The organism is Sulfitobacter sp. W074, assembly GCF_025142275.1.
GTDB classification, from domain to species: domain Bacteria; phylum Pseudomonadota; class Alphaproteobacteria; order Rhodobacterales; family Rhodobacteraceae; genus Sulfitobacter; species Sulfitobacter profundi.
The window spans coordinates 1289544-1313760 of the sequence record NZ_CP081130.1; the positions used below are offsets into that span (position 1 = coordinate 1289544).

General features: G+C 56.0%; 20 protein-coding genes, 2 tRNA genes and 3 rRNA genes. 18 read left to right on the top strand and 7 right to left on the bottom strand.

Features of this window, described 5'->3' with window-relative positions:
- Window positions 1–27: 27 nt before the first annotated feature.
- Complete coding sequence (locus K3762_RS06385) at window positions 28–2931, bottom strand: NACHT domain-containing NTPase (RefSeq protein ID WP_260012432.1); 2904 nt, start codon at window positions 2929–2931, stop codon at window positions 28–30.
- A 93-nt stretch (window positions 2932–3024) separates the two neighbouring features.
- On the opposite strand from K3762_RS06385, the gene K3762_RS06390 reads away from it, so the two are divergent.
- From K3762_RS06390 to K3762_RS06415, 6 genes are all read left to right on the top strand, one after another.
- A complete protein-coding gene (locus K3762_RS06390) occupies window positions 3025–3678 on the top strand; it encodes a hypothetical protein (RefSeq protein ID WP_260012435.1) in 654 nt (217 codons plus the stop codon).
- Between the two features lie 17 nt (window positions 3679–3695).
- Complete coding sequence (locus K3762_RS06395; RefSeq protein WP_260012438.1) at window positions 3696–3992, top strand: hypothetical protein; 297 nt, start codon at window positions 3696–3698, stop codon at window positions 3990–3992.
- Window positions 3993–4123: 131 nt separating this feature from the next.
- A complete protein-coding gene (locus K3762_RS06400; protein ID WP_260012441.1) occupies window positions 4124–4570 on the top strand; it encodes a hypothetical protein in 447 nt (148 codons plus the stop codon).
- 271 nt (window positions 4571–4841) lie between these two features.
- Complete coding sequence (locus tag K3762_RS06405) at window positions 4842–6602, top strand: hypothetical protein (protein ID WP_260012444.1); 1761 nt, start codon at window positions 4842–4844, stop codon at window positions 6600–6602.
- Window positions 6603–6865: 263 nt separating this feature from the next.
- Window positions 6866–7300: a BRO family protein gene (locus K3762_RS06410; protein WP_260012428.1), complete on the top strand. Its 435-nt coding sequence runs from the start codon at window positions 6866–6868 to the stop codon at window positions 7298–7300.
- Between the two features lie 261 nt (window positions 7301–7561).
- Window positions 7562–7735: a CsbD family protein gene (locus K3762_RS06415; protein WP_082849461.1), complete on the top strand. Its 174-nt coding sequence runs from the start codon at window positions 7562–7564 to the stop codon at window positions 7733–7735.
- Between the two features lie 63 nt (window positions 7736–7798).
- On the opposite strand, the gene K3762_RS06420 is transcribed toward K3762_RS06415, so the two are convergent.
- The gene (locus tag K3762_RS06420; RefSeq protein WP_120350618.1) at window positions 7799–7957 is read right to left on the bottom strand and encodes a YqaE/Pmp3 family membrane protein; all 159 of its coding nucleotides are present in this window, start codon (window positions 7955–7957) and stop codon (window positions 7799–7801) included.
- A gap of 185 nt (window positions 7958–8142) precedes the next feature.
- Here K3762_RS06420 and K3762_RS06425 point away from each other — a divergent pair, with 185 nt between their 5' ends.
- The 10 genes from K3762_RS06425 to K3762_RS06470 all read left to right on the top strand — a co-directional run bounded on the left by K3762_RS06425 (window position 8143) and on the right by K3762_RS06470 (window position 19111).
- Window positions 8143–9003 (top strand): mechanosensitive ion channel family protein, encoded by an 861-nt coding sequence (locus tag K3762_RS06425; RefSeq protein WP_260012447.1) that lies wholly within the window; start codon window positions 8143–8145, stop codon window positions 9001–9003.
- 652 nt (window positions 9004–9655) lie between these two features.
- Window positions 9656–11119 (top strand): 16S ribosomal RNA (locus tag K3762_RS06430).
- A 145-nt stretch (window positions 11120–11264) separates the two neighbouring features.
- Window positions 11265–11340, top strand: a tRNA-Ala gene (locus tag K3762_RS06435).
- A gap of 168 nt (window positions 11341–11508) precedes the next feature.
- Window positions 11509–11585: transfer RNA gene (locus tag K3762_RS06440), tRNA-Ile, on the top strand.
- A gap of 409 nt (window positions 11586–11994) precedes the next feature.
- Window positions 11995–14826: ribosomal RNA gene (locus K3762_RS06445) — 23S ribosomal RNA — on the top strand.
- 119 nt (window positions 14827–14945) lie between these two features.
- Window positions 14946–15060, top strand: a 5S ribosomal RNA gene (gene rrf, locus K3762_RS06450).
- The 16S, 23S and 5S rRNA genes sit together here with 2 tRNA genes alongside, the layout of an rRNA operon.
- 214 nt (window positions 15061–15274) lie before the next feature.
- Complete coding sequence (locus K3762_RS06455) at window positions 15275–16096, top strand: SDR family oxidoreductase (protein WP_120350620.1); 822 nt, start codon at window positions 15275–15277, stop codon at window positions 16094–16096.
- A 30-nt stretch (window positions 16097–16126) separates the two neighbouring features.
- Window positions 16127–17119: a nitronate monooxygenase family protein gene (locus K3762_RS06460; protein ID WP_132446996.1), complete on the top strand. Its 993-nt coding sequence runs from the start codon at window positions 16127–16129 to the stop codon at window positions 17117–17119.
- A complete protein-coding gene (locus K3762_RS06465; RefSeq protein WP_132446994.1) occupies window positions 17116–18150 on the top strand; it encodes a phosphotransferase family protein in 1035 nt (344 codons plus the stop codon). Before K3762_RS06460 ends, K3762_RS06465 begins: the two co-directional genes overlap by 4 nt.
- Before the next feature lie 85 nt (window positions 18151–18235).
- Window positions 18236–19111 carry an acyl-CoA thioesterase II gene (locus K3762_RS06470; protein ID WP_067941603.1) on the top strand — a complete coding sequence of 292 codons (876 nt, stop codon included), beginning with the start codon at window positions 18236–18238 and terminating at the stop codon, window positions 19109–19111.
- Window positions 19112–19163: 52 nt separating this feature from the next.
- Here K3762_RS06470 and K3762_RS06475 read toward each other — a convergent pair whose 3' ends face one another.
- Window positions 19164–19940: an SDR family oxidoreductase gene (locus K3762_RS06475; RefSeq protein WP_132446992.1), complete on the bottom strand. Its 777-nt coding sequence runs from the start codon at window positions 19938–19940 to the stop codon at window positions 19164–19166.
- A 1-nt stretch (window position 19941) separates the two neighbouring features.
- The gene (locus K3762_RS06480) at window positions 19942–21216 is read right to left on the bottom strand and encodes an acyl-CoA dehydrogenase family protein (RefSeq protein WP_409202467.1); all 1275 of its coding nucleotides are present in this window, start codon (window positions 21214–21216) and stop codon (window positions 19942–19944) included.
- 174 nt (window positions 21217–21390) lie between these two features.
- On the opposite strand from K3762_RS06480, the gene K3762_RS06485 reads away from it, so the two are divergent.
- A complete protein-coding gene (locus K3762_RS06485; RefSeq protein ID WP_132446990.1) occupies window positions 21391–21804 on the top strand; it encodes a CoA-binding protein in 414 nt (137 codons plus the stop codon).
- Between the two features lie 2 nt (window positions 21805–21806).
- Here the strand turns inward: K3762_RS06485 and K3762_RS06490 are convergent, their stop codons facing one another.
- The 3 genes from K3762_RS06490 to hisA are packed head-to-tail and all read right to left on the bottom strand — an operon-like array spanning window position 21807 to window position 23596.
- The gene (locus K3762_RS06490; RefSeq protein ID WP_120350626.1) at window positions 21807–22115 is read right to left on the bottom strand and encodes a phosphoribosyl-ATP diphosphatase; all 309 of its coding nucleotides are present in this window, start codon (window positions 22113–22115) and stop codon (window positions 21807–21809) included.
- A complete protein-coding gene (gene hisF / locus K3762_RS06495) occupies window positions 22112–22873 on the bottom strand; it encodes an imidazole glycerol phosphate synthase subunit HisF (RefSeq protein WP_132446988.1) in 762 nt (253 codons plus the stop codon). Before hisF ends, K3762_RS06490 begins: the two co-directional genes overlap by 4 nt.
- A 3-nt stretch (window positions 22874–22876) precedes the next feature.
- Window positions 22877–23596, bottom strand: coding sequence for a 1-(5-phosphoribosyl)-5-[(5-phosphoribosylamino)methylideneamino]imidazole-4-carboxamide isomerase (hisA, locus tag K3762_RS06500; protein WP_120350628.1), 720 nt, complete (start codon window positions 23594–23596; stop codon window positions 22877–22879).
- A gap of 129 nt (window positions 23597–23725) precedes the next feature.
- Between hisA and K3762_RS06505 the strand changes: the two genes are divergently transcribed.
- The gene (locus K3762_RS06505) at window positions 23726–24115 is read left to right on the top strand and encodes a DUF2147 domain-containing protein (RefSeq protein WP_132446986.1); all 390 of its coding nucleotides are present in this window, start codon (window positions 23726–23728) and stop codon (window positions 24113–24115) included.
- The last annotated feature ends 102 nt before the right edge of the window (window positions 24116–24217 follow it).

Below are 24217 nucleotides of genomic sequence, written 5' to 3' on the forward strand. Positions count from 1 at the left end.
ACTTAAGACCCTGTCGCGACATAGCGCCTAAAACAAACGGGTTCGAAGGATTCCGTTAGATTCTATGTCATTCTTAATATGCACAAGCGTTTTTTCTATGATCTTGCCGCCGTAAATCTCAGAGAAACTGAAATCCCACACGGGCTTCCCATACAGCGTGGTAGTTGCCCCGAGTTCGTTTTGTGTAAGAACTCCTTCCGATTTTCGCTCCTTAATTCTAGCTCTTCTAGCTGCCGAAAAACCTCTAAGGACACCTACTTCTCGATCAATATTTTCCTTGGACCTAGACTGGGCTTTCGAGGCAATCGAGGAAACCCTGGGAAGGCCTATTTCGGCGTCAAATTCTCCTTGATCGTCATTCTGGTCAGATGGGGATGAGAATGGGGCCAACAACCAGTGGTCATCCCAAGTATCAAATGGCTTTGATTCTAAATACTTTTGGATCACAGTTGCATCCCCAAATAGGCTAAGATGCCTGTAGTGCTTCAAACAATCGATCAACCAATCGATGATAAACGGCTCAAAGAATAACTGATTATCTTCGGCGCCTAAGAATTCCTCAGAGAGTTGTTTGGATCGGTATCTAATGAGCAACATGACAAGCGCATCATCTGATAGGCCGGCGGGCCTTTTGTCTGCTAACAGTTCTATTGAAACTCCACATCTGACCCAGATATACCAGAGATGCATATAAATCCCAGAATCCCTGACATCAGAAACAATTTTCTCTGGGCCAAGGAGACCTTTGTCATAAGCCTTCTCAAGGGCGGTAAAGCTAAGAAAATGGTCGACGCCGGAAATCGAAAGCTGCATTAAAGCATCTACTCTATGATGATGAGGGTACTCATTCAGCAATGAATTGCAGCTAATATAGAATGCAAAAGGACCGTCGCTGTCTAAAACTTTACAGTCTTTTCTCGGTAGGTGGATTATCCTTAGTAAAAGCTCTTCCAGTTCGTTAGGGCAATCATCAATAAGGTTGTCCATCCGATCCCCCAACAAACCTAGAGCGATCTGAACATCGCCTCTGTCGACAAGATTGCTTGTGAAGTCCAGCAGGTCGGAGAGGGAAGGCACAAGGCCCGCCCACAGGAATAGCACAACTCGCCAAGTGTCATTGCGAGATTGTTTCAGAAGATGCAGTCTATCGATAAGTTTATTGTCATGTGAGCGAAACCGCTCTGAGATTATTGCCTCAGCTACTAGAAATTCGCCGATGCTCTTGTGGGCGAACTGATATTCTCCAGGTCCGATCAATAGACCCGTCCGTTCCAGCATATGCTCCAGGATGTTCTTCCCGTAGTAACTGGTATTGTTGTTCGCGTTTATCCAATTTACCGCTTTTCTTTCCGCAACCGACGTAACCCCGGTAGATTGCATTCTGACGGCCAAAATGGTAAGAAAACGTCTCATTTGTTCTGCTGTGAGGCGCACGCCTTCTTTGCTGGTCGCTTGCTCGTACCACTGCCCCAACATACCATCTACGTAGATTCTGTATAGATCTGATCTGCTATTCGGAAGCTTCTTACCTTCAAACCTGTGAACCACCATCAATGTCGATAGGAGAAGTGGGTTAGAAGTTAGTTCACGTATTGTCTCCGCATTTGTAAATGTTTCTGATAACGGTCCGGGACGCTCATCCTCTTCAAGCTGCTCCTTCTCCTCGGGGGACAGCATGTGTTCCTGCCAATTGTCGATATATTTTTCGACTCTTTCTTTGTCAAACCCGTCTACATTCAGTGCCCCATCGTCATTCCATTCGCAGTCGTCCATATGTGAGGTTGTCAACTTTCGGGAGGTCACGACGAATGTATTACGTTTATTCACACTAGCAATACAGCTTTTTATCCAATCCGCGACTTCCGTGCGTCGTGGGGGCGAGACTTCGTCAAAGCCATCAAAGATTATCGCCACACTTGCATTGTTGATCCAGTTCGCAAAATCTTCTCGGGTGAGTGTTCCGCGGACTTCTGCAGGTATGCAAAGCTCAAACAGTTCTAATGCACTTGGTAAGGATTTCCTTTTTGCAATGACCCGAAGGCTACATCGAACGGCGATTTTCTGAGTGCTTCCCCAGTGCCACTGCTCGAGCCACCTAACTAGAGTGGTCTTTCCGGAACCAGCTGGACCAATCAAGCGCGTCAATCTGCCAGATAGAGTCAGATGCTTTATCAGCTCATCTTCAGTTTCAATAATGAACTCCGGCTGTGATCGACTGGGGCTATCGATCTTCTCTCTACTTACCTGTGGAGCGACAAAAATGGACTGTAGCTTAAGCGGCGCAGCCTGTGCACGAGAAAGCCCTCGCATCTCGACAGTTGAACGCGCTTCCGCCTGCCGCAACGCACTTTTCAATGATGCCATAGCTTGATCAGCGGGAACCTTTCTGGCTACCAAAGAGCTGACTTCTCGCGCTACTTGAAGAACTGTTTGAGTCTGTTCGTCAACGTTTTGTGAAATGTAGTCTAGCTTACTGAATGTAGCATTCCAAGCTTCTCGCTCCCAACCGTGCATCACATCGGGAATCTCTAACAGAAGTTGGACGCACATTGAAAGCAAGTGGACGTACGGTGTTGTTGTCCCATCTTCCGTTATCTCTTGGGGGTATCCCACCGTCGCAATTTCATTTTCTACAAATCGCTGAGGGTCTGAAGATATGTCGAATACTGCCGCACTGTTCTCGGACAACTGCTTCACACGAGTATCTACAGCGCATAACAACCGATTAATCTTACTCTCTTGATCCTTACCTGATATCTCAGTTCTCAGGTAATCTTCCATAGAAATGAAAGCGGTCGCCGACAAAGTGTCCAGTTTAGACTTTACAATTTTCGCTTTGATAGGGTCTGATATTTTTTCGCAATAATTGGCGAAAATGGGGGTAACGATATTGGCTCCTATCGCGAGCAAGAACGATGAAATGGCTTCCAAAATAACTTTCCTTAGATGTGCTAAATGTGAATACTAAATCGGAGTAGGTTCCCGGTGACAAGGGCAACTTTCTGGATTTCTTTATGCTATAGGGTGCTTAAGTTTTACAACGCCCGTCAGGTCATCGCCGCGAATGACCGAGCCATCGGAGACCAGCACCTGCGCGGCTTTCAGGACAACTACAAGATCATTCCGACGATCCTGACGACCTCCCACAAGCTATCCACCGGGGTCGATGCCCGTAATGTCCTTAACATCGTACTGATGCGCCTGAGCAAGTCGACGATCGAGTTCAAGCAGATCATTGGCCGGGGGACGCGGGTCTACGAGGGTGGGGATTCCTTCCCAATCCGGGATTTTGTGAAGGCGTACGAGAACTTCAAAGACCCCGAATGGGATGGCGAACATGAGGACCTGGTCGAACCGGCTCACCGCACCTCTCAGACGCCCACAGACTCACCTGAGCCAACCGATTTGCCAGAAGATAGAGAGGAACGAGAGGACCAGAAGCCAAATCTGGTGATCAAGCTGACGTTTGGGAAGGCGCTGAAGATCAGCGTATATCGCGTCCAGTACCTACTGGAACAACGGCAAGTCTTGTCGTCTGCCGAGTTCGTTGATCGTCTATTCGGTGACCTCTCCGGCCTTGTCTCTGACGAAGACCAACTGCGGAAAACGTGGAGCGACCGAGCCGAGAACGCTTCCTTTCTCAGATCGCCGACCGTGGCTATTACCGCGAAAAGCTGAACGACATCCGGATACTGGTGATCGCCCCCGACAGCGACATATTTGGCGTGCTTTCCTACTTCCTCTGCACCTACGATCCGCAGACCCGCCATGATCGGGCCGAAGCTGTCCGCAGTGAGTCAATGAAGGAAGTTGCGGACGACTTGCACCTCCTGCCGCTCAGTTCCCTTAGCGCCTACGAAGAAGGTGGTGAAGTCGGACTGTCCGCCGGAAAGCTGGGCAACTTCATGATCGCCCGGTACGGCAGTGTCAGCGAAGGTAAGGCTGCGTTGGATGGTTTCAATGGCGTTCGTAAGGCGTTTCTCAACATGTAGCGCGGCCTCTAAAGGTCATCGTTAAGTTATTGATTTATTGTGTGAAATTAAGGTTTTTTCAATTTGGTACCACCATTCCACAAAAGAACTTTTTTGTGCTCATCATAAATCCAACTAGGAAAATTAGCGACATGACTTACTACACCGAACAACTCCGCGAACTCGACGTAATCACCCAGGTTTTTCACCGGATCATCGGCTACAGAGCAAGAGGCACAGGTCTCGAAGCACTCCTGTTTCTGGAAATCGCCCGAGAAGAAGGGTGCACACGGCGCTTCCTGCAAGAAAAGCTGGGCGTCGATCAATCTACGATAAGTAGGGATACCCGCGTTCTGGCGGGCGGCAAATCCAAACGCGGTAAACGTCAATCTTGGGACGGCGACGGCCTTATCTATAGCTACAAAGAAAAGACAGGTTCAAATACCCCAACAACGTCGGGTCGCGCACTACGATCAGATCGTCTGCGTTATGCTTTGACCGACAAGGGACGTGAACACTTGGCTCAGGTCACAGATTGCCTTTCAAACTACTATTCGTCTCGCTCTACTGGTCGCCCTTCAGCCCCCAACCGCGCCTGAACGGTTTCACGGTTGAAAGACCTGTTGGTCGGCCTTTGCCCTCATTGGGCTGACCCTCAGTTCCCCCTGAAGCTATCGCTGCTTCGCCCCCCTCCACATCAAGTTTATAATCTAGGAAATACTCATGGACCAAGCATCTGCTTCGGCCACTGGATCGGCTTGTGCTTTGCAGCATGTGTCTGATCCGGTGGTACAAACACCATTAAGACCTCTCTATAGAAATTGTACTAGCGTTGGTTCTGGCGATTTGACGTCGACGACGACTTCGTCATTGTTCACTGAACTGGCTCGACGTGGTGGTGAACACGTTGACCTAGACACCACCTTAGCTCTCCGAGAACTGGTCAAGACCATGGCCACTATGGCTGAAGGATCAGCGAAACCATACTTCTTCCTATCGAGCCTTGATCCCGGTGTCGGGAAGACCACGACCTTGACCTGCTTTGTCCAAGAACTCCTGAAGTCTGAACAGCACGAAGACGCGGCGGTCCTACTTTGCTTCTCACGTCTGGATGAGATTTCTCGTCTAGTCTTGGATATGCAACTGGATGAAGCAGACTTCGCGGTCCTGACACGGGACCATGGGATCAATAAGCTGAGCTCCACGCCACGCAGCGAAGCCCGTGTCTTGCTCACCACCCACGCCATGGTCATGAGCCAGTGCCGTGGTCGCCACTTCAGAGACGCTGAGGCCTTCCACTACTTGGGCGATGTCCGTGATGTCCGTATATGGGACGAGGCGATGCTCCCCGGCAATGTGGTCTCGCTCAGTACTGATCAGCTTGCTTCCCTGCGAGAACCACTCCGACAGGTCCACCCTTCACTGGCTGAACTAGTCGTTGGTCTAGAGCGTGAACTGGAGGCTTCAGGGGGCAAAGGGAACTTCACGTGGCCTGATGTCGAGGAGGTCACAGGGACAACCCAGCTGACCGCACAGCGGGGTCTGGAGAGACGCCACGTGAATGCCCTCGACAGCCTGTACGCTCTGTCAGAACGACGTGTCCTCTTGCGCAAGCCTCACAACGCCCGTCAGGTCATCACCGCGCTCGACACCCGAGACGCAATACCGGACGATCTGGCCCCCGCCGTGATCCTTGATGCCTCTGGTCGTGTACGTGCGACCTATGAGCAATGGGAAAAGGCGACCGAGAAGTTAAAGCGACTGCCCACTGTGGCCAGAAGCTATCGCAACCTTTCCATCAACGTCATGGATAGCGGGTCTGGGAAGAACGCATGGACCCGGAATGGTGCCGCGCTGGCCTACGAGGTGGCCCGTTTGATCGATAGCAAGCCCAACGAGGATTGGCTTGTCGTCTACCACAAGGGGGTCAACGGTGGGACGATCCCTGATCAGATCATGGGGCTTCTCAACACAGACCCAGATCGCGTCAGCTTCCTTAACTGGGGCAAGCATCAGGGGACAAATGAGTTTCGGAACACCCAGAACGTCATCTTGGCTGGTCTGAACAACCACCCTGAGACGGACTACGAGATGAAGGCACGGTACTGCAACGGTATCACTAACGATCAGCCGGTCCCCAAGACCCTTGTTCAGGACGTTGAGGCCGGGGAACAGAAACACCACATTCTTCAAGCCTTGTGCCGATCTGCGGTCAGGCAGGGGAACGGCTCCGACTGCGGCCACTGCAACGCCTACATTATCGCTCCCATACGGTCTGGCTTACGTGCCTTTCTCCCAGAGGTCTTTCCCGGCTGCACTGTCAGCACATGGAAACCCGCCGAGGTCAAACTGACGGGTTGGGTGGCAGATGCCGTCGCTCAGGTGGACGACTTCTTCGCGAGCAATCCAGACGGGGTCTACCTCTACAAGGACCTAAGGAAGGATATCGGGGTCACTGACGCTTCCAACTTCAATAGACGGGTTCGTCGCCATGAGAGCTATAAACTCGAGTTGGACAGACTGGGCCTAGAGGAGATCGCCACTGGTAATCACTGCCACCGCAACGCTCTTGCAAGGCGGCCGTCGCCCTTTGGGCCTATCGAAGACGCCACTTACTTCGTGGATGTTTGAACTGGAAAATCTGAGCGCCCTATCAATAGACGGGGCGTTCGCGCTTTCCCCCTCCTAGCGAGGGCCGGTGGGATGATGCCGGGAGAATAAGTGCCACCATTGCGCAAAGGGGCGGTCATCCCGCTGGTCTGACCTTACCGCATCATCACCACAACCTGTCCGTATCACATCATGACACACCGCCCCTCGGGGCGACAAAAGAGATGGGCGGGCAGACCCATACGCCGTCTGCGGCGCTCTCCGACAACTGGAAAGGAACTACCATGACTTCAACCAAAGCAATGCCCATCAACACCTTCTGCCCTCTTGGGTATGGGATCAAAACTGCAGACATCGACGGTAGCACATGGATCGTCTTCGATCAGGAACTCTCGTGTGCGCTGCGACACCCTTCCGGCCTGCGCAGCCTATTACCTGCACATGAGATGAAAAAGATGAAGATCGATGCCCAAGAGGCAGACCTTATATCTGAGCGCCTTTTCTACCAACTTGTTCTCGCCAGCCCGGCACCCAAGGCGATTAAGTTCAGGAACTGGGTCGAGAGCAAGCTCCTTTGGCGCTGGTATGAAACCACTGGAGACCCAGAGGACATCTACAACGCGGAGCGCCTCAAGTACGCCCCAAGGTCAATACTAGGAGCCGTCGAGGCTATCGTCAGTGAATATCTACCAAGCAGCCGACAGCACCCATTCAACTGAGACAGGTACCGTAGACCACGCCGTAGACCATCTGGTGCCTATTGACGCCGGGTGGTCTGGCACGATAGCCCTTGTTTTGCTGGAGTTGCCGGCTGAAGAGTGCCTGTAGGAGGAACACAACCTCCGCCCCCGGGCACCATTTGTACCAAACCAAACAAATCGCACCCTCCGCCCCTGCCGCGCGCGCGACTTCCGCACCCGGCCCGGAACCTCCGCCAGCTTTCTGACGTTGTCCCTCTACCCATATAGAGGAGAGCAACCATGGCGAATGACGACCAAGCTAAAGGCAAGGCGAAAGACATCGGTGGCAAGCTGAAAGAAGAAGCTGGCGATGCCACAGGCAACGACGACCTCAAGCACGAAGGTCAGGCCGATCAGGCTGAAGGCAAGGTGCAAAAGGGCGTCGGCGACGCCAAAGATAAGCTATCAGACTAATCGCAAAAGCGCGCCTCTGACCGGAGGCGCGCTTTTCTGTCTGAGCCGCAAGGCTAGGCGCGCTCACTTCTTGATAATGATATAGATCGCATGGACGATCCCGGGGATGTAGCCCAGTAGCGTTAGGATGATATTAATCCAGAAGTGCTTTCCTAGACCTTCCTGCAAGAACACCCCCAGAGGGGGCAATAGAATAGCGATGATAATGCGAATGATGTCCATAGTGTCACGCCGGGGCCGCCGGGCTCCTTTCTAGGTGGGTTAGTGGCTGGTCTAAGCTAGCCTTCATCAGCCAAGCGGCCAGGGATGCCGTGACAGGCGCGGGCAATTTACACTCGCCGCAGCAAGGGTTTTGCGGCACTCTATCGAAAAGCAGGAGGAGGGGCAGGGTGGAGCCAGTTAGGATTATGGGGCGCCAGATCATGGAGATGGCGCGGGATACTATTGCGCTTTTGCCGCAGATTGCCGTAGCCACCCTTGTCTTGATATTGACTTGGGCGATCGCCGCGCTTGGCCGTTCGCTGATCACTAGAACCCTGTCGCGAACCAAACTCCGCCCAAGCCTGCAAGACCTCTTTACGCTCCTGACGTCTATCCTCATTTGGGTCTTTGGCATCATGGTCGCGGCCGTGATCGTCTTCCCCGGCCTTACTCCCGCCAGCATTCTGGCTGGCCTCGGCATCGGGTCGGTCGCCATCGGCTTTGCCTTTAAGGATGTCTTTGAGAACTTCCTTGCTGGGATCATCATCCTCTTTCGCCGCGAGATGCGTATGGGGGATCATATCGAATGCGAGGGGATCGAGGGCAAAGTTGCCCATATCGCCATCAGAGAGAGCCACATTCGCCAGACGGACGGGCAACTTGTGATCGTCCCGAACGCGATGCTGTTCAAAAACCCAGTTTATGTTCGCACGGATCAAAAACACCGCCGTCAAACAGTGATCTGCGGCGTGGCCTATGATGTGGATTTGAATGAGGCGCGCACTGTCATCTCCAAAGCGGTCGAGAGCTGTGAGACAGTAGAGCAGGGGGATCACCCCATTCATATCTTCGCCCAAGAGTTTGGGGATTCCTCTATCAATTTCGAAGTGACTTGGTGGACAGGCTCGGCTCCGCTGGAACAGCGCCGCTCCCGAGACGAGGTCGTGACGGCGGTGAAGCGGGCGCTGGATGACGCCGGGCTTGAGATACCATTCCCTTACCGTACGCTCACCTTCAAAGAGCCGCTGCCGCTCAGCCGTTCAGAGGATGATGAAGCAGAGGGGTGAGGATTGCGGCATTATGAAGGGGTGCTGGCTTTCGATTTGATTCACCCAATAGGTGCTTCGCGGCCGTGAATCGTGGGTGATTCACTGGAATCTTGCCGATCTACCGTCGGAGCCGGGGCAGGGCGGCTGGAACCTGCCCTTCGAAAGCTTGAAAATAGCGCATAATTTCAGCAACTTGCCCAAAGGTTCCCCGAAACCCTCACTTTTCTCAACTTTCTGCTTGCGGGTTTCTGTCACTCGCCTTAGAACCCCCTCTACCGGCGGCGCAGAGATGCAGCGGCGGGGCGCCAGACGGGGCGGACGGGAGCGGAGACGCTGAGTTCGGTTCGGAAAGCGGATAAAAATTCGAGGTATTAGGGCGGGGCGCGCCAAGGTTATAGGGCGCATCTCAGTTTCTTTTGTCTCAACGCTGTTTGAAAATTTGATATCTGAAGAGATATGTGGGCGGTTTGGTTCATTCGATGGATCAACGTCTGTATATCGCGCTCTTAGGCTTCGGCCGATGATAGAGTGTCAGCTTCACTGTTTGGACGGCTTTCGACTACTTTGTAGTCTCAAGCACAACAAACAGAGAATGGCTTGTATCTTTCAGTAAGGGATACAGGTCGATGTGCAGAGGTTCGACGTCAAGGATAAGCTAGCAATAGCTTTTCAACTTGAGAGTTTGATCCTGGCTCAGAACGAACGCTGGCGGCAGGCCTAACACATGCAAGTCGAGCGAGACCTTCGGGTCTAGCGGCGGACGGGTTAGTAACGCGTGGGAACGTGCCCTTCTCTGCGGAATAGCCACTGGAAACGGTGAGTAATACCGCATACGCCCTTCGGGGGAAAGATTTATCGGAGAAGGATCGGCCCGCGTTAGATTAGATAGTTGGTGGGGTAATGGCCTACCAAGTCTACGATCTATAGCTGGTTTTAGAGGATGATCAGCAACACTGGGACTGAGACACGGCCCAGACTCCTACGGGAGGCAGCAGTGGGGAATCTTAGACAATGGGCGCAAGCCTGATCTAGCCATGCCGCGTGTGTGATGAAGGTCTTAGGATCGTAAAGCACTTTCGCCAGGGATGATAATGACAGTACCTGGTAAAGAAACCCCGGCTAACTCCGTGCCAGCAGCCGCGGTAATACGGAGGGGGTTAGCGTTGTTCGGAATTACTGGGCGTAAAGCGTACGTAGGCGGATCAGAAAGTAAGGGGTGAAATCCCAGGGCTCAACCCTGGAACTGCCTCTTAAACTCCTGGTCTTGAGTTCGAGAGAGGTGAGTGGAATTCCAAGTGTAGAGGTGAAATTCGTAGATATTTGGAGGAACACCAGTGGCGAAGGCGGCTCACTGGCTCGATACTGACGCTGAGGTACGAAAGTGTGGGGAGCAAACAGGATTAGATACCCTGGTAGTCCACACCGTAAACGATGAATGCCAGTCGTCGGGCAGTATACTGTTCGGTGACACACCTAACGGATTAAGCATTCCGCCTGGGGAGTACGGTCGCAAGATTAAAACTCAAAGGAATTGACGGGGGCCCGCACAAGCGGTGGAGCATGTGGTTTAATTCGAAGCAACGCGCAGAACCTTACCAACCCTTGACATCCTGTGCTAACCCGAGAGATCGGGCGTTCACTTCGGTGACGCAGTGACAGGTGCTGCATGGCTGTCGTCAGCTCGTGTCGTGAGATGTTCGGTTAAGTCCGGCAACGAGCGCAACCCACATCCTTAGTTGCCAGCAGTTCGGCTGGGCACTCTAAGGAAACTGCCCGTGATAAGCGGGAGGAAGGTGTGGATGACGTCAAGTCCTCATGGCCCTTACGGGTTGGGCTACACACGTGCTACAATGGCAGTGACAATGGGTTAATCCCCAAAAGCTGTCTCAGTTCGGATTGGGGTCTGCAACTCGACCCCATGAAGTCGGAATCGCTAGTAATCGTGGAACAGCATGCCACGGTGAATACGTTCCCGGGCCTTGTACACACCGCCCGTCACACCATGGGAGTTGGTTCTACCCGACGGCCGTGCGCCAACCTTTCGAGGAGGCAGCGGACCACGGTAGGATCAGCGACTGGGGTGAAGTCGTAACAAGGTAGCCGTAGGGGAACCTGCGGCTGGATCACCTCCTTTCTAAGGATGTTCCTAGCAGCGAGACTTGTCTCACTCGTGGAACACTTAGCAAGTCGGCAAACAAAGCCGACTATATTAGAACCGAGCCGTCCTCATATCTCTTCAGAAATAGGTCCTGCGCTGACGGCGTAGGTCTCAAAAGTTTGGGGCCTTAGCTCAGCTGGGAGAGCGCCTGATTTGCATTCAGGAGGTCAGGAGTTCGATCCTCCTAGGCTCCACCAAGCCTTTTGCAAAGCAAAAGGCGTCGCCCTGGTTGCCCGTCCAATGGACGTGCGAGAGGGGCAGCGTAACGGTCCTTAAACCTTCAACCACTAAGGGCTGGTTCCTCTCGGGCCATTCCTTCGGAATGCCCTGCCGGAACGACGAGTTTTGCCTTCGGCAAAATCTCTGGGTCGGTAGCTCAGGTGGTTAGAGCGCACGCCTGATAAGCGTGAGGTCGGAGGTTCAAGTCCTCCTCGACCCACCATCCTCCTTGAGGTGGTAAACGGAACATACCTTCAAGCACATACAGTGTGTTTGAACGTCTGTTTCGCAGACGAATTGACATCGTAAAGAGAGATACTAACAACATGTTTGATCGCCCCGCGTTAGGGGATGATCTCGGTTGCTGCCCTTCGGGGCCGGTGTTTGACGGGCTGTTTCCTCGGCCTTTCGGACATATCGCGATCGAAACGAATATGTTGTCCAAGTCAAGTACACTAACCAGAGCGATGACGCGGGCCTCCTGCACGGACGGTTCGCTATCTGCATCGCTCATTGTCCAGACGACAGTCTGGGCGGGTAAAAGTATGCTTTTGATACAGGATAAAGAGGATCAGTTTCTTACCAGCTTCTGATCTTCGCGCGAGACGCTAAGTCTTGCTTTTTCTGGATCAAATCAAGCGCGAAAAGGGCGTTTGGTGAATGCCTTGGCAGTAAGAGGCGATGAAAGACGTGATACTCTGCGATAAGCCATGGGGAGCTGAGAATAAGCTTTGATCCATGGATTTCTGAATGGGGCAACCCACCTGATACTTTGTTATTACTGCACTTCGGTGCAGCTAATAACTTGGTAAACCAGGTATTTTTAGGCTGAATATATAGGCTTAAAAAGGCAAACCCGGGGAACTGAAACATCTAAGTACCCGGAGGAAAGGAAATCAATATGATACTCCCCTAGTAGCGGCGAGCGAACGGGGACCAGCCGAGCCATGAGTGTGGTTAGAATGCGTTGGAATGCGCAACCAAAGTGGGTGATAGTCCCGTATAAGAAGCATGATTGGACGTATTAAGTAGGGCGGAACACGTGAAATTCTGTCTGAAGATCGGAGGACCACCTTCGAAGGCTAAGTACTCCTTACTGACCGATAGTGAACCAGTACCGTGAGGGAAAGGTGAAAAGCACCCCGACGAGGGGAGTGAAACAGTACCTGAAACCGAACGCCTACAAACAGTTGGAGGGACCTTGCGTCCTGACAGCGTACCTTTTGTATAATGGGTCATCGACTTGGTCTCACGAGCAAGCTTAAGCCGTTAGGTGTAGGCGTAGCGAAAGCGAGTCTTAATAGGGCGTTGAGTTCGTGGGATCAGACCCGAAACCGAGTGATCTAGGCATGGCCAGGTTGAAGATAAGGTAACACTTATTGGAGGACCGAACCCACATCTGTTGAAAAAGATCGGGATGAGCTGTGCCTAGGGGTGAAAGGCCAATCAAACTCGGAGATAGCTGGTTCTCTGCGAAATCTATTTAGGTAGAGCGTCGACCGAATACCCTCGGGGGTAGAGCACTGGATGGGTAATGGGGCCCCACAGGCTTACTGATCCTAACCAAACTCCGAATACCGAGGAGTACTAGTCGGCAGACACACGGCGAATGCTAACGTCCGTCGTGAAGAGGGAAACAACCCTAACCTCCAGCTAAGGCCCCTAATTCATGGCTAAGTGGGAAAGCAGGTGAGACGACCAAAACAACCAGGAGGTTGGCTTAGAAGCAGCCATCCTTTAAAGATAGCGTAACAGCTCACTGGTCTAAATAAGTTGTCTTGCGGCGAAGATGTAACGGGGCTCAAGCCATGAGCCGAAGCTGAGGATGCATTTATTGCATGGTAGCAGAGCGTAGTGTGACATAGTTCCATGTGTCCTTACCTACTTAGGTAGGATTGGACACAAGGAGCTTTCTGTGAAGCTGGCGCGTGAGCGATCCGGTGGAGAGATCACTAGTGAGAATGATGACATGAGTAGCGACAAAGAGTGTGAGAGACACTCTCGCCGAAAGTCCAAGGGTTCCTGCTTAAAGCTAATCTGAGCAGGGTAAGCCGACCCCTAAGGCGAGGCCGAAAGGCGTAGTCGATGGGAACCAGGTTAATATTCCTGGGCCAGATGGAAGTGACGGATCTCGAGGGTAGTTCATCCTTATCGGATTGAATGGGCTGCTTAGAGGTCCCTGGAAATAGCTCCATCGCTAGATCGTACCCTAAACCGACACAGGTGGACAGGTAGAGAATACCAAGGCGCTTGAGAGAACTATGTTGAAGGAACTCGGCAAAATACCTCCGTAAGTTCGCGAGAAGGAGGCCCGGTTTCTAGGCAACTAGAGGCTGGGGGCACAAACCAGGGGGTGGCGACTGTTTATTAAAAACACAGGGCTCTGCGAAGTCGTAAGACGACGTATAGGGTCTGACGCCTGCCCGGTGCCTGAAGGTTAAAAGGAGGGGTGAGAGCTCTGAATTGAAGCCCAGGTAAACGGCGGCCGTAACTATAACGGTCCTAAGGTAGCGAAATTCCTTGTCGGGTAAGTTCCGACCTGCACGAATGGCGTAACGACTTCCCCGCTGTCTCCAACATAGACTCAGCGAAATTGAATTACCGGTCAAGATGCCGGTTACCCGCGGTTAGACGGAAAGACCCCGTGCACCTTTACTACAGCTTCACACTGGCATTAGGCCGAACATGTGCAGGATAGGTGGTGGGCTTTGAAACCGAGACGCCAGTCTCGGTGGAGCCTCCCTTGAGATACCACCCTTGTTCTGCTTGATGTCTAACCGCGGACCGTTATCCGGTTCCGGGACCCTGTGTGGCGGGTAGTTTGACTGGGGCGGTCGCCTCCTAAATCGTAACGGAGGCGCGCGAAGGTTGGCTCAGAGCGGTCGGAAATCGCTCGTTGAGTGCAATGGCAGAAGCCAGCCTGACTGCGAGACTGACAAGTCGAGCAGAGTCGAAAGACGGCCATAGTGATCCGGTGGTCCCAAGTGGGAGGGCCATCGCTCAACGGATAAAAGGTACGCCGGGGATAACAGGCTGATACTGCCCAAGAGTCCATATCGACGGCAGTGTTTGGCACCTCGATGTCGGCTCATCTCATCCTGGGGCTGGAGCAGGTCCCAAGGGTACGGCTGTTCGCCGTTTAAAGAGGTACGTGAGCTGGGTTTAGAACGTCGTGAGACAGTTCGGTCCCTATCTTCCGTGGGTGTAGGATACTTGAGAGGAGTTGCCCCTAGTACGAGAGGACCGGGGTGAACGATCCACTGGTGGACCAGTTGTTATGCCAATAGCAGTGCTGGGTAGCTATGATCGGACAGGATAACCGCTGAAGGCATCTAAGCGGGAAGCCCCCCTCAAAACAAGGTATCCCTGAGAGCCGAGGTAGACCACCTCGTCGATAGGCCAGAGATGTAAGCGTGGTAACACGTTCAGTTGACTGGTACTAATTGCTCGATAGGCTTGATTTGATCCAGTAGAAGCAAGACTGCTTAACTGGGCAAAAGCATACACATACAATCAGTTGTACATGACTTGGAACACGCTCTGCGTCGCAACGCGCAGAGCGCTTTATCAGGAATTTATTTGGTTTGGTGATCATAGCGCGAGCAAAACACCTGGTCCCATCCCGAACCCAGCCGTTAAGTGCCGTAGCGCCGATGGTACTGCGTCTTAAGACGTGGGAGAGTAGGTCATCGCCAAACCTAATAAGTTCCTGATAAAAAAAGTATCTCTCGACGATGAACAGAATAACAAAACCGCCGCAGCTATAAAAGCTGCGGCGGTTTTGGGTTGTAAAACTACACTTTTGTCGAGTTGTTATGACGCCCGGTTACTGCAGTCGCGGCTTCCCATCCGCTTGACCCCGCCCAAGGCCCTGTCACAGTGGCGTCAAAGTCGGCGGCTGGGAGGCAGGACATGGATATTGAGACGCTCTTTGGGCTGGAGGGGAAAACCGCGCTGATCACTGGCGGCGCCACGGGCATCGGGCGCATGGCGGCTGAGGCTTTGGTACGGGCGGGCGCGCGGGTTTTGCTGGCCAGCCGGACCGGAGAGGCCTGCCAAGCTGTCGCAGAGGAGTTGAATGCGCTAGGCGCCCGGGGCAGTGCCGAAGGTTTCGCCGGGGATGTCGGCAGCGAAGAGGGCGTTGACGCGCTTGTGGCCGAGGTTCAGGCGCGCGGCGACCGGCTGCATATTCTCATGAACAACGCGGGCGTGACATGGGGCGCGCCGCTGGGGCAATTTCCCTTCCGGGCATGGGATAAGGTCATGGGCGTCAATGTTGCCGGCCTTTTCGATTTGACGCAAAAGCTGCTGCCCCTACTACGGGCCGGGGCCACGGCGGATGATCCGACACGGATCGTAAATTTGGGCTCGGTCATGGGCGAGCGCGAGATGGGCGACGGGGCCTATAGCTACGCCGCCTCCAAAGCGGCGGTGATCCACCTGAGCAAAATCCTCGCCAAAGAACTGGCCGGGGAGGGGATCACAGTGAACGCGCTGGCGCCGGGGCCATTTGTGTCGCGTATGACGGCCTTCGCCACCCAAGATGAGACCACGCGCGAAGCCGTGGGCAAAGATGTCCCGCTTGGCCGTGTCGGCCGCGATGAAGATATCGCAGGCTGCATGCTGTTCCTTTGCGGGCGCGGCGGGGCTTATGTCACCGGTGCGGTGATCCCGGTCAGCGGCGGCATCAACGTGATGTCAGGCCCCAATATTTTTGAAAGAGCATTGTCATGACACATACGAAAACTCAGACGGAGACCACCCATGCGTGACGACAGCCATCTACCCCAAGCCCTGCGCGGGCTGCGCCTGCCGCTGGTCGCCTCGCCGATGTTCATCCTTTCGGGGCCTGAGTTGGTCATCGCACAGTGTAAGGCCGGGATCGTCGGCTCTTTCCCGGCATTGAATGCCCGCGAGGCCGAGGGCGAGCCGCCGCTGCTTGATGCGTGGTTGACCCAGATCACCGAGGCTTTGGACAAGCACAATCAAGAAAACCCGGACCGGCCTGCGGCGCCTTTTGCGGTGAACCAGATCGTGCACCGCTCCAACAGCCGGTTGGAGCGCGACCTTGAGATTTGCGTAAAGCATCGGGTGCCGATCTGGATCACCTCACTCGGCGCGCGGGTGGAGGTGAACGAGGCCGCGCATTCCTGTGGCGGCGTGGTGCTGCATGACATCATTAACAACCGCTTTGCCCGGAAGGCGATTGAGAAGGGCGCCGATGGGCTGATCGCCGTGGCCGCCGGGGCCGGGGGGCACGCGGGGCCACAGTCTCCCTTTGCGTTGATCCGCGAAATTCGCGAATGGTTCGATGGCCCGGTACTGCTCTCTGGGGCTTTGGCCACGGGCGAGGGGCTCCTGGCCGCGCGTGCCATGGGGGCGGATTTGGGCTATATGGGGTCGGCCTTTATCGCCACGCGAGAGGCCAACGCCGTGCCGGGTTACAAAGACATGATTGTCGCTGGCGGCGCGGATGACATCGTGACCTCCTCGCTCTTCACCGGGGTCTCGGGCAACTATTTGCGGCCTTCGATTGAGGCGGCGGGGATGGACCCGGACAATCTGCCATCGGCGGATGCCTCTTCAATGAACTTCGGCTCCGGCTCCTCCAAGCCCAAAGCGTGGAAGGAAATTTGGGGCGCGGGGCAGGGCATTGGCGCGGTCAAGCAAATCGGCGGGGTGGCTGAACTGGTGGACCGGATCGAGACCGAATACCGCACCGCTGGGGCCCGGTTGGCCGCGGAGTTTGCGCAATGAGCACGGATACGCAAACCTTGGACGAGGCGGCTGTCTGCCACTGGTTGGAAGCAAACCTGCCGGGCTTTGCCGGGCCGCTTGAAGTGACCAAGTTCCAGGCGGGCCAATCAAACCCCACCTTCCTCCTTTCGTCCCCTGCGCATGACTATGTTCTGCGCCGCAAGCCCCCGGGAACGCTGTTGAAATCCGCCCATGCGGTGGACCGGGAGTTTCGGGTGCAAAGGGCGCTGGCCGACAGTCAGGTGCCGGTCGCGCGGATGCATCTGCTCTGTGAGGATGAGAGCGTCATCGGCTCGATGTTCTATGTCATGGACCATGTTCCGGGCCGCAATTTCAACGATCCGACCCTGCCGGAACTCACCCCGGCCGAGCGCGGCGCGGTCGTGGATGAGATGAACGGCGTGTTGGCCGCCTTGCATGAGGTCGATATCGACGCGGTTGGCCTGTCGGACTATGGCCCGCCGGGGAACTATTTTGAGCGGCAGGTGGGGCGCTGGTCAAAGCAGTACCGCGCGTCTGAGACAGAGCAACAGCCCGATATGGATGCGCTGATGCAGCGCTTGAGTGCCGAGTTGCCCGAAGATGACGGGCAGCGCACGTTGGTGCACGGGGACTACCGCATCGACAACATGATCTTTGATACCAATGGCACGGCCTGCCGCGCGGTTTTGGATTGGGAGCTTTCCACAATCGGTCACCCCTTTGCCGATCTCGCCGCCGTCATCATGCAATGGCAGATGCCCGTGGGGGCCGAGGGGCGCGGCTTGGCCGGGGTGGACCGCAAGGCGCTTGGCCTGCCGACCGATGCGGAGTTTATCGCCGCCTATTGCCGCAGGCGCGGGCTAAAGGGGATCGACAACTTCGGCTATTACCTCGCCTTTTGCTTTTTCCGCATGGCCGCCATCATCCAAGGCGTGCTGAAACGCGCGTTGGAGGGCAATGCCTCAAACCCCGAATATGGGCTGAAATTAGGGCAATATGTCCCGGTTTTTGCGCGCCACGGGCTAGAGGCGCTGGATCGCGACCGCTGACCGGGCGGCGGGCATTTTGGTGCTTGAGCTTTGGGGCGAAAACCTGTTGCTAGGGCCGGAACACCCCGGCCTGAAAGGATGACCCATGACCAATGCTGCGCGGCAATTGCTTGATCTGTTGGATATCGAACAGCTTGAGGTCGATCTGTTTCGGGGCACCGGTGCGGGGGGCGAGACATCGATGCGGATCTTTGGCGGCCATGTCATCGCGCAGGCATTGATGGCCGCATATCGCACCGTGCCCGAGCGCGCATGCCATTCGCTTCATGCCTATTTCATCCGGCCCGGGGATCCGAAGATTCCGGTGATCTATCAGGTCGACCGCGCTCGGGATGGGGGCAGTTTCACGACCCGGCGCGTGGTGGCGATCCAGCATGGCAAGCAGATCCTGAACTTGTCGGCGTCTTTTCAGGTGGAGGAAGAGGGGTTTGACTGGCAGCATGAGATGCCGCAGGTCTCTGCCCCCGAAAACTGGCCGGACCGACCTGAGTTGCGCGAGGCTTTTGCCGAGAAATTGCCCGAAAAATATCGCGGGGACTTCCTGCGCGAGCGACCCATCGAGATCCGGGAGGTCGAGCCGCGCGATTTCATGACGCCCGAAAAGGTCGACGACCGCAACTATCTGTGGTTCCGCATGGCCGCCGCCGAAGGCCAGAACCCGGTCATGCAGCACGCGCTTTTGGCCTATGCCTCTGATATGAATCTGCTGGGCTCGTCGCTGCGGCCCCATGGGCTCACGTGGTTTCAGGGCAAGGTGATGACGGCAAGTCTGGATCACGCCATGTGGTTCCACGCGCCGATCCGCTTTGACGAATGGCACCTCTACGCGCTGGATGCGCCGTTTACTGGTGGTGCGCGGGGGTTCAATCGCGGGATGATCTACAATCAGAACGGTCAGTTGGTGGCGAGCGTGGCGCAAGAGGGGCTGCTGCGGCCGATACGTCCGAAAGGCGAAAGTTAAGGGCAGCCCCCTCCCCTGAGGTTGGGGCGCTGTGCCACCGGACAGGCGTTTTCTAGCTGTCGTTTGGCGCCCCGAACCGCCGGTTCAGCTTGCGCATTCCACCAATCCAGCGGTCATAATCCTGCGCCTTGCTTCGGATATAATCGCGCACCTGTGGATGCGGGAGCACCAGAAACACCTCATCGCGGATCGCCTGCACGCAGGCGTCGGCCACGGGTTCCGGCTCAAGCATGCCGTCAATCGCGGCGACATGATCCTCCAGCCCGCGTATCATTTCGGTCCGCACCGCCTGCGGGCAAAGCACGGAAACCTTGATCCCATCATCGCCATAGGTCATCGCCAACCATTCAGCGAGGCCAACGGCGGCGTGTTTCGTCACCCCGTAAGGCGCGGCCCCGACCTGATTAAGCAGGCCCGCCGCCGAAGCGGTGTTGAGCAAGTAACCTCCGCCCCGCGCGCGCATCAGCGGCACCAGATGCCGCGCGGCGCGCACATGGCTCATCACGTTGATCTCCCAAATGCGCTGCCAATCGGCATCCGGCACCTCGACCCCGCCCTCGACCGAGATGCCAGCGTTGGAGCAGAATAGATCAATCGGCCCAATGTCACGCTCGACGGTTTCGATCAGTTGGGCGATCTCGGCCTCGTGTGCAACATCGACGCGAAAGCCCGTGCCGCCAACCTCGGCCGCCGTCGCCTCGGCCCCCGGGCCGTCGATATCCACACAGACCAGATGCGCTGGCGCTTCCTTGGCAAAGCGCAGGGCCATGGCCCGCCCGATGCCGCTGGCCGCCCCGGTGATGACGATGACGCGCCCCGCGAGTTCCATATCAGCTGTCGCCGTCAGAGCCGCGCGTGTTCGACGCCTGAAACGCCTTCACCTCGGCCCGCGCGATAACCTGATGATGCACCTCATCCGGCCCATCGGCAAAGCGCAGGGCGCGCTGCCAAGTGTACATGCCCGACAGCGGGCTCCACTGGCTCATCCCCGTGGCGCCATGCACCTGCATCGAGGCGTCGATGATCTCACAGGCTTTTTCCGGCACCAGCGCCTTGATCATGCTGACCCAGATGCGGGCCTCTTTGTTGCCCAAGACATCCATCGCTTTGGCCGCTTTCAGCACCATCAGCCGCATCGCTTCGATGTCGATCCGCGCGCGGCTGATGGTTTCCATGTTCTTGCCCAGATCAATGATCTTTTTCCCGAATGCCTCACGCCCCAACCCGCGCTCAATCATCAGGTCCAGCGCTTTTTCCGCCGACCCGATGGAGCGCATGCAGTGATGAATCCGCCCCGGCCCAAGCCGCACCTGACTGATCTCGAACCCGCGCCCTTCGCCCCAAAGCACGTTTTCACGGGGCACGCGCACATCGGTGAACCGGATATGCATATGCCCATGCGGCGCGTCGTCATGGCCAAAGACATGCATCGGGCCAAGGATCTCCACCCCCGGCGTGTCCATCGGCACGAGGATCTGGCTCTGCTGGCGGAAGGTTTCAGCCTCGGGCGAGGTTTTCACCATGACGATCATGATCTTACAGCGTGGATCGCCTGCCCCGGAGATATAGAATTTTTCGCCGTTGATTACCCAATCGTCGCCATCGAGAACCGCGCTGGTAGAGATATTGCGCGCGTCCGAAGAGGCGACATCAGGCTCCGTCATCGCAAAGGCCGAGCGGATTTCGCCCGCGAGCAGGGGCTTCAGCCATTGCTCCTTTTGCTCAGGCGTGCCGACACGCTCCAGCACCTCCATATTGCCGGTATCGGGCGCCGAGCAGTTCAGCGTTTCCGGGGCTAGGGGGCTTTTGCCCAGTTCGGCGGCGATATAGGCATAATCAAGGTTTGCCAGCCCTTCGCCGGTTTCTGCATTGGGCAGGAAGAAGTTCCACAACCCCGCCTCTCGCGCCTTCTGCTTGGCCCCATCAAGCAATTCCAATTGACCCGGCGCATAGGACCAACGGTCGGCGCGGCCTTCGCCAAGGCGAAAAAACTCCTCGGTGATCGGATCGACATTCTCGCGGATGTGCTTGGTAACAGCTGCCAAAAGCGGTTTGGCCTTTTCCGAAATATCGAGATTGTTCATGTCCAAGGTCTGATCGATCATCCTATGCTCCCGGTGATGATGGTTCGCGGTGCCGCCCGGCTCCTCCGCTGGGCGTTCCTTTGGGGCAAGCCTATGCAATCGCTGCAGGCTTGCCAATCACGGGCAGGGGGCACCACGCTTTACGCCGCGTCATTATGGCGTTGAAACCCGCGCGCAGGCGCTTAAGTTCAGCATATGACAGATGCATTGATCAAAGACGTTCTCACCCGCACCCGCCGCATCGCGGTGGTTGGCGTCTCTCCCAACCCGGCGCGACCCAGCCACTATGTCTCTGAATACCTTGCACAAAAGGGGTATGACGTCGTGCCGGTGAACCCCGTGCACGCGGGCAAAGAAGTCTTCGGCAAGACCATCGTCGCGACATTGGCCGAGATTGATCCGCCGGTCCAGATGGTCGATATTTTCCGCCGGTCCGAGGATGTGCCCCCCGTCGTGGATGAGGCGCTCGCGGCGTTTCCCGATCTGGAAACGATCTGGATGCAAGTGGGGATCACCAATGCCGAAGCCGCGGCCAAGGCCGAAGCACGCGGCGTGGATGTGATCCAAGACCGCTGCCCCAAGGTTGAAATCCCGCGCCTGCTGGGCTGAGCCTAGTTTCGTGCGGCCTTTTCTGCGATGCCCGATGTCGACTGGCGCCGCGCCAGTTCGTCCAACACATCGCTAAGCGGCACATCCCGCGACGCCAGCATGACGAGCAGGTGATAGAGCACATCCGCCGCTTCCGAGGTAAGCCCCTTCGGATCGTTCTTCACCGCCTCAATGATCGCCTCAACCGCTTCTTCGCCAAACTTCTCAGCGCATTTTTCGGGTCCTTTGGCCAGCAATTGCGCCGTCCAACTGCTTGAGGGATCAGCGCTTTTGCGGCTCAGGATGGTGGCGTAAAGGTCATCAAGCGTCATGAAAGCCTCATTGGAATGCCTGCTGCTGCCATATGCTGCTTGGCCTCATGCACGGTATATTCACCGAAGTGAAAGATCGACGCCGCCAGCACTGCCGACGCACCGCCTTCGATCACCCCGTCAACGAGGTGATCCAGATTGCCGACCCCGCCCGAAGCAATCACCGGCACTGAAACCGCGTCCGAAATTGCACGGGTCAGCGGCAGGTTAAAGCCCTGTTTGGTGCCATCGCGGTCCATGGATGTCAGCAGAATTTCCCCCGCGCCCTTGGCCGCCACGGTGCGCGCGAATTCGACCGCGTCGATGCCCGTGGGCTTGCGCCCGCCATGGGTGAAGATCTCCCATTTACCGGGGCTGACTGTCTTGGCATCAATCGCGCAAACGATGCACTGGCTGCCGAAATGATCCGCCGCTTCGGCAATCACTTCCGGGTTCGCCACGGCGGCGGAGTTGAAACTGACCTTGTCGGCCCCCGCCAAGAGCAGCGCCCGCACATCTGCCACGGTCCGCACACCCCCGCCCACGGTCAGCGGGATGTAGCAATGCTCGGCCGTGCGGGTGACCAGATCAAACATCGTGCCGCGGTTTTCATGCGTGGCATGGATGTCGAGAAAGCAAAGTTCATCCGCCCCCGCCGCGTCATAGGCAATGGCGGCATCCACCGGATCGCCCGCATCGCGCAGGCCGACAAAGTTCACGCCCTTGACAACGCGCCCATCGGCCACGTCGAGACAGGGGATGATGCGGGTCTTCAGCATGGCTCAGCCCTTCAACATCTTCATGGCTTCGGTCAAATCAATCGCGCCGTCATAAAGCGCCCGGCCCGAGATCGCGCCCTCGATCACCCCGGTGTCGCGCAGCGCCGCCAGATCTTCGAGCGACGAAACCCCACCCGAGGCGATCACAGGGATCGAAACCGCCCGCGCCAGATCGGCCGTCGCCTCGACATTCGGCCCGCCCATCGCGCCATCGCGCATGATATCGGTATAGATAATCGCGGCCACGCCCGCGTCCTCAAAGGATTTCGCGAGATCGGTGGCCATGACATCGGTCTCCGTTGCCCAGCCCTTGGTCGCAACCCGGCCGCCCCGCGCATCGATTCCCACGGCAACATGACCGGGGAAGGCGGCGGCTGCCTCGCGGACCAGTTCAGGGTTCTCTACAGCAACGGTGCCCAGAATGACCCGCGCCAAGCCCTTATCCAGCCAGCTTTCGATCGTCGCCATATCGCGAATGCCACCGCCCAATTGCGCGGGCACCTTGCAGGCTTTCAAAATTGCCTCGACCGGGGCGGCGTTCACCGGTGTTCCGGCAAAGGCGCCATTAAGATCAACCAGATGCAGCCATTCGCAGCCCGCCTCGACGAAACTCAACGCCTGCGCGGCAGGGTCGTCGTTGAAAACGGTGGCGCGGTCCATATCGCCATGCACGAGGCGCACGGCCTGACCGTCTTTGAGATCAATAGCGGGGTAGAGGATCATGGCCGGGCCCTTGTTCTGAACGTTGGTTTCCTTTTGCACGTCGCCAAGGATTTTGCAACGCGACCCTAGGTCAGTCTTGCCCGAAAGAAAGTTGTGTCTAACACTAAACCGAGATCGGGAGGAGAGATCATGAAACAGTTTTTTGCAGCGGCCCTTCTGGGCCTTGGCCTGACCGGTGCCGCCCATGCGGCGGATCCGGCAGTCGGTACATGGCAAACTCAGGTGGATGACGGCGCATACGCCCATGTGAAAATGGCCCCCTGCGGCGGGGCGATCTGCGGCACTATCGCGCGCACGTTCAACGACAGCGGTGAGTATAAATCACCCAATATCGGCAAAACGCTCGTCATCGATATGAAGCCTCAGGGCGGCGGCAAATACGCCGGTAAAGTATGGCGCCCGTCGAACGGCAAAATCTATATCGGCAAGATGGACGTCTCGGGCAAATCGCTCAAACTTTCGGGCTGCGTCGCGGGCGGGCTGATTTGTTCGAAACAGACCTGGGCGCGCCTTAAGTAACGCCGTTGCCTCGATACGAAAGTCAGAAGGCGCGAGGAACGATCTCCGCGCCTTCTTGACGTTTTGCGTAAGGCAAGCGCAGCGCAGAGGTATTTGTAAAAG

Bases quoted from the DNA above. Each gene is read 5' to 3' on its own strand.
- K3762_RS06400 (WP_260012441.1), top strand. From the start codon at position 4,124: ATGACTTACTACACCGAACAACTCCGCGAACTCGACGTAATCACCCAG.
- K3762_RS06410 (WP_260012428.1), top strand. From the start codon at position 6,866: ATGACTTCAACCAAAGCAATGCCCATCAACACCTTCTGCCCTCTTGGG.
- K3762_RS06415 (WP_082849461.1), top strand. From the start codon at position 7,562: ATGGCGAATGACGACCAAGCTAAAGGCAAGGCGAAAGACATCGGTGGC.
- K3762_RS06420 (WP_120350618.1), bottom strand. From the start codon at position 7,957: ATGGACATCATTCGCATTATCATCGCTATTCTATTGCCCCCTCTGGGG.
- K3762_RS06425 (WP_260012447.1), top strand. From the start codon at position 8,143: ATGGGGCGCCAGATCATGGAGATGGCGCGGGATACTATTGCGCTTTTG.
- K3762_RS06455 (WP_120350620.1), top strand. From the start codon at position 15,275: ATGGATATTGAGACGCTCTTTGGGCTGGAGGGGAAAACCGCGCTGATC.
- K3762_RS06460 (WP_132446996.1), top strand. From the start codon at position 16,127: ATGCGTGACGACAGCCATCTACCCCAAGCCCTGCGCGGGCTGCGCCTG.
- K3762_RS06465 (WP_132446994.1), top strand. From the start codon at position 17,116: ATGAGCACGGATACGCAAACCTTGGACGAGGCGGCTGTCTGCCACTGG.
- K3762_RS06470 (WP_067941603.1), top strand. From the start codon at position 18,236: ATGACCAATGCTGCGCGGCAATTGCTTGATCTGTTGGATATCGAACAG.
- K3762_RS06475 (WP_132446992.1), bottom strand. From the start codon at position 19,940: ATGGAACTCGCGGGGCGCGTCATCGTCATCACCGGGGCGGCCAGCGGC.
- K3762_RS06480 (WP_409202467.1), bottom strand. From the start codon at position 21,216: ATGATCGATCAGACCTTGGACATGAACAATCTCGATATTTCGGAAAAG.
- K3762_RS06485 (WP_132446990.1), top strand. From the start codon at position 21,391: ATGACAGATGCATTGATCAAAGACGTTCTCACCCGCACCCGCCGCATC.
- K3762_RS06490 (WP_120350626.1), bottom strand. From the start codon at position 22,115: ATGACGCTTGATGACCTTTACGCCACCATCCTGAGCCGCAAAAGCGCT.
- hisF (WP_132446988.1), bottom strand. From the start codon at position 22,873: ATGCTGAAGACCCGCATCATCCCCTGTCTCGACGTGGCCGATGGGCGC.
- hisA (WP_120350628.1), bottom strand. From the start codon at position 23,596: ATGATCCTCTACCCCGCTATTGATCTCAAAGACGGTCAGGCCGTGCGC.
- K3762_RS06505 (WP_132446986.1), top strand. From the start codon at position 23,726: ATGAAACAGTTTTTTGCAGCGGCCCTTCTGGGCCTTGGCCTGACCGGT.